This window comes from Clostridium sp. D43t1_170807_H7, from assembly GCF_015555905.1.
GTDB lineage: Bacteria > Bacillota > Clostridia > Clostridiales > Clostridiaceae > Clostridium.
This window is the reverse complement of the sequence record NZ_JADNLK010000052.1, coordinates 1-3,280: the sequence shown is the minus strand read 5'-3', so window position 1 is coordinate 3,280 and position 3,280 is coordinate 1. Positions and strand designations below refer to the sequence as shown.

The following is a 3,280-nucleotide window of genomic DNA, read 5'->3' as shown; positions in this document are numbered from 1 at the left end:
AGTCATTAAAAATAGCTTGTTAAAGTTTACTTTTTATTCAACTGTAAAATTATTCAAGAAAAAATGCACTATTATAGATATATATTATTGAAGAGTTAATAAAAATACATATTAAATGAAATAAAAGGAGATGGAAAATGGAAGAGTTAAATTTATTACTAGTATTTATAGAAGGATTATTATCATTCTTTTCACCGTGTATATTACCAATTTTGCCTGTTTATTTAAGTATATTATCCAATAGTAATGTGGACATATTAAAGAGTGGAGAAGATAAGTTTATAAAAACAGCATTATTTAAAAATACTATATTATTTGTTTTAGGGATTTCAACTACATTTTTTATATTAGGTTCATCTGTAAATATATTAAGTTCATTCTTTAGTGAAAATAAAAATTATATAATGATTATTGGTGGAATAATTATAGTGTTTATGGGACTATTTTATGTAGATATAATTAAATCAGCATTATTAAGCAGGGAAAAAAGAATAAATATAAAAATAAAGGAAATGAACTCCTTATCTGCATTTATATTAGGATTCACCTTTAGCTTTGGATGGACACCCTGTATTGGGCCAATACTTGCATCAGTTCTTATTATGGCCTCAACTTCAAGTAGTGAAATAACAGCAAATTTATTAATAACTATATATACAATAGGGTTTATTTTACCTTTTATAATAGTTGCTGGATTTTATAGTAAGTTATTTAAAAGTATTGATAAAATGAAAAGCTACATGGGAACAATAAAAAAAATATGTGGAGTTATTCTTATAATAAGTGGACTAGTTATGGTTTTTAATGGTGCTACAAATATTAATAAGATTAATGAATATAATAATATAGAAAAAGATGAAATTATAAATAATGAAGATAATAGTAATAAAGAAATAGCTATAGATTTCACATTAAAAGATCAATATGGAAATGAGCATACATTAAGTGGATATAGAGGTAAAACTATATTTTTAAATTTTTGGGGAACATGGTGCCCACCTTGTAGAGGTGAAATGCCATATATACAAGAAATATATAATGAGTATGGGGAGAATAGTAATAATATTATAATATTGGGAGTAGCAGCACCAAACTTAGGAAGGGAAGGTTCAGAAGAAGAAATAGTTAGTTTTTTAGAGGAAAATAATTATACATTTCCTGTTGTTATGGATTTTGGTGGTGAATTAGTTTATAAATATGGTATTGGAGGATTCCCGACTACTTTCATAATTAATGAAGATGGTGAAGTAGTTAATAAGATTGTTGGAGCTATGGATAAAGAAAATATGAAAATGATGATAGAAGATTAAATTGATAAGAAATTTACTAAATAAGCTACTCAGAATTATGGGTAGCTTATTTATATTTTTCATTAAATATTTGTATATAATATATAGTATATTAATTATTTAAGACAAAGAGGTACATATGAAAAAAACATTATATGATTATAAGGAAGCAATTAAAGAATTACCACTAAAAAATAAATATAGAAAAGAAGATTTATTAATAGATAAGTTTTTAATTGATAAAGAAAAGAATATAGAAATATATTATGCTCCCCATAATGAATATTTAAATCCTAAGGCAAGGGTATTTATTATTGGAATAACCCCAGGATTTCAACAAATGAGTACAGCAATAACAACAGCAAGAAAAGAATTAGAAGTAAGTGATAATATTGAAGAGGTACAATATAAATGTAAAGTTGCAGCTAGATTTAGTGGAAGTTTAAGAAAAAATATTATTTCTATGTTAGATGGAATAGAGCTTAATAATATATTAAATTTACAAAGTTGTAGTGAATTATTTGATGAATATGATTATTTATTACATACGATATCTTTAATACCATATCCCGTTTTTGTTAAGGGACAAAATTATACTGGACATACACCTAAGTTAATTAAAAGCGAATTTTTAATGAAATATATTTATGATAATTTTATAAATGAGTTTAAAAAACTAGATAAATCAGAAGAAATATTATTAATACCTTTAGGAAAAGCCGTTGAAGAGGTATTAATAAAGTTAAAAGAGGATGGCATTATAAAGGAAGGGCAAATTCTTATGGGATTTCCACATCCTTCAGGAGCTAATGTTAATAGAGTAATTCAATTTGAAGCTAATAAAGATAATATGATTAAGTTTATTAGAAAGCATTTTAAATATGTGTAGGAGGCGATATTATATGAGTAAATTAAAGAAGGCTATATTTGCTGGTGGTTGTTTTTGGTGTATGGTAAAGCCCTTTGATGCATATGATGGTGTTAAAAGTGTAGTAGTAGGTTATACAGGTGGTAATGTGATAAATCCTACATATGAACAAGTTTGTAGAACTGAAACAGGACATTATGAAGCTGTAGAAGTTACATATGATGAAGAGATTATAAAATACGTAGAGTTAGTTGAAGCATTCTTTATGAGTATTGATCCAACAGATGAAGGTGGGCAATTTAATGATAGAGGAAGAAGCTATGAAACAGCAGTATTTTATATAGATGAAGAACAAAAGAAAGTAGCAGAAGATTATAAATTAAAGCTAAATGAAAGTGGAATATTTGATAAACCAATAGCTGTAAAGATATTAAAAGCTAAAGAGTTTTATCCTGCAGAAGAATATCATCAAGATTATTATAAGAAAAATCCTTTTAGATATAAGGCTTATTATGTTGGTTCAGGAAGAAAACAATTTATAGAAGATGCCTGGAAAATATCAGATGAAAAGAAAAGAGAGCTTAAAGAAAGATTAACACCTCTTCAATATAAAGTTACTCAGGAAAATGGTACTGAACCTCCTTTTAATAATGAATATGATGCACACTTTGAAGAAGGTATATATGTAGATATAGTTACTGGAAAACCATTATTTTCTTCTAAGGACAAGTTTAATTCAGGATGTGGATGGCCTGCTTTTTCTAAACCTATAAATAAGGGATATGTAAAAGAAAAAGAAGATTTTAGTCATGGAATGTTTAGAACTGAAGTTAGAAGTAAATCTGGAGACAGTCATTTAGGGCATGTATTTACTGACGGCCCTAGTGAATTAGGTGGATTAAGATATTGTATAAATTCAGCATCATTAAAATTTATACCTAAAGATAAAATGGAGGAATTAGGATATGGAGATTATTTAAAGAATATAAGGTAAAGTATTTTTAGTTAATTATTTTTTATATAAAATATAGCAGAAATAGTTAACTTAGTTGATTGCAAAACTAACTTTAAAAATTGAACAAAACTATTGATAAAAGCTAAGTATAGGAAATAATTGGAGTAT

3 protein-coding genes are annotated in these 3,280 nt (G+C 26.1%); all 3 read left to right on the top strand.

The features are described 5' to 3' along the window. Positions 1–137 precede the first annotated feature (137 nt). On the top strand, positions 138–1,310 hold the full coding sequence (locus I2E98_RS15560) for a cytochrome c biogenesis protein/redoxin (protein ID WP_195469782.1): 1,173 nt from the start codon (positions 138–140) through the stop codon (positions 1,308–1,310). 118 nt (positions 1,311–1,428) lie between these two features. Further along, positions 1,429–2,178 (top strand): hypothetical protein, encoded by a 750-nt coding sequence (locus tag I2E98_RS15555; RefSeq protein WP_195469781.1) that lies wholly within the window; start codon positions 1,429–1,431, stop codon positions 2,176–2,178. Positions 2,179–2,191: 13 nt separating this feature from the next. Further along, the gene (msrB, locus tag I2E98_RS15550; RefSeq protein ID WP_195469780.1) at positions 2,192–3,151 is read left to right on the top strand and encodes a peptide-methionine (R)-S-oxide reductase MsrB; all 960 of its coding nucleotides are present in this window, start codon (positions 2,192–2,194) and stop codon (positions 3,149–3,151) included. The last annotated feature ends 129 nt before the right edge of the window (positions 3,152–3,280 follow it).

Excerpts from the sequence above, each read along its gene's own strand:
- msrB (WP_195469780.1), top strand. The coding sequence starts at position 2,192 with ATGAGTAAATTAAAGAAGGCTATATTTGCTGGTGGTTGTTTTTGGTGT.
- I2E98_RS15555 (WP_195469781.1), top strand. The coding sequence starts at position 1,429 with ATGAAAAAAACATTATATGATTATAAGGAAGCAATTAAAGAATTACCA.
- I2E98_RS15560 (WP_195469782.1), top strand. The coding sequence starts at position 138 with ATGGAAGAGTTAAATTTATTACTAGTATTTATAGAAGGATTATTATCA.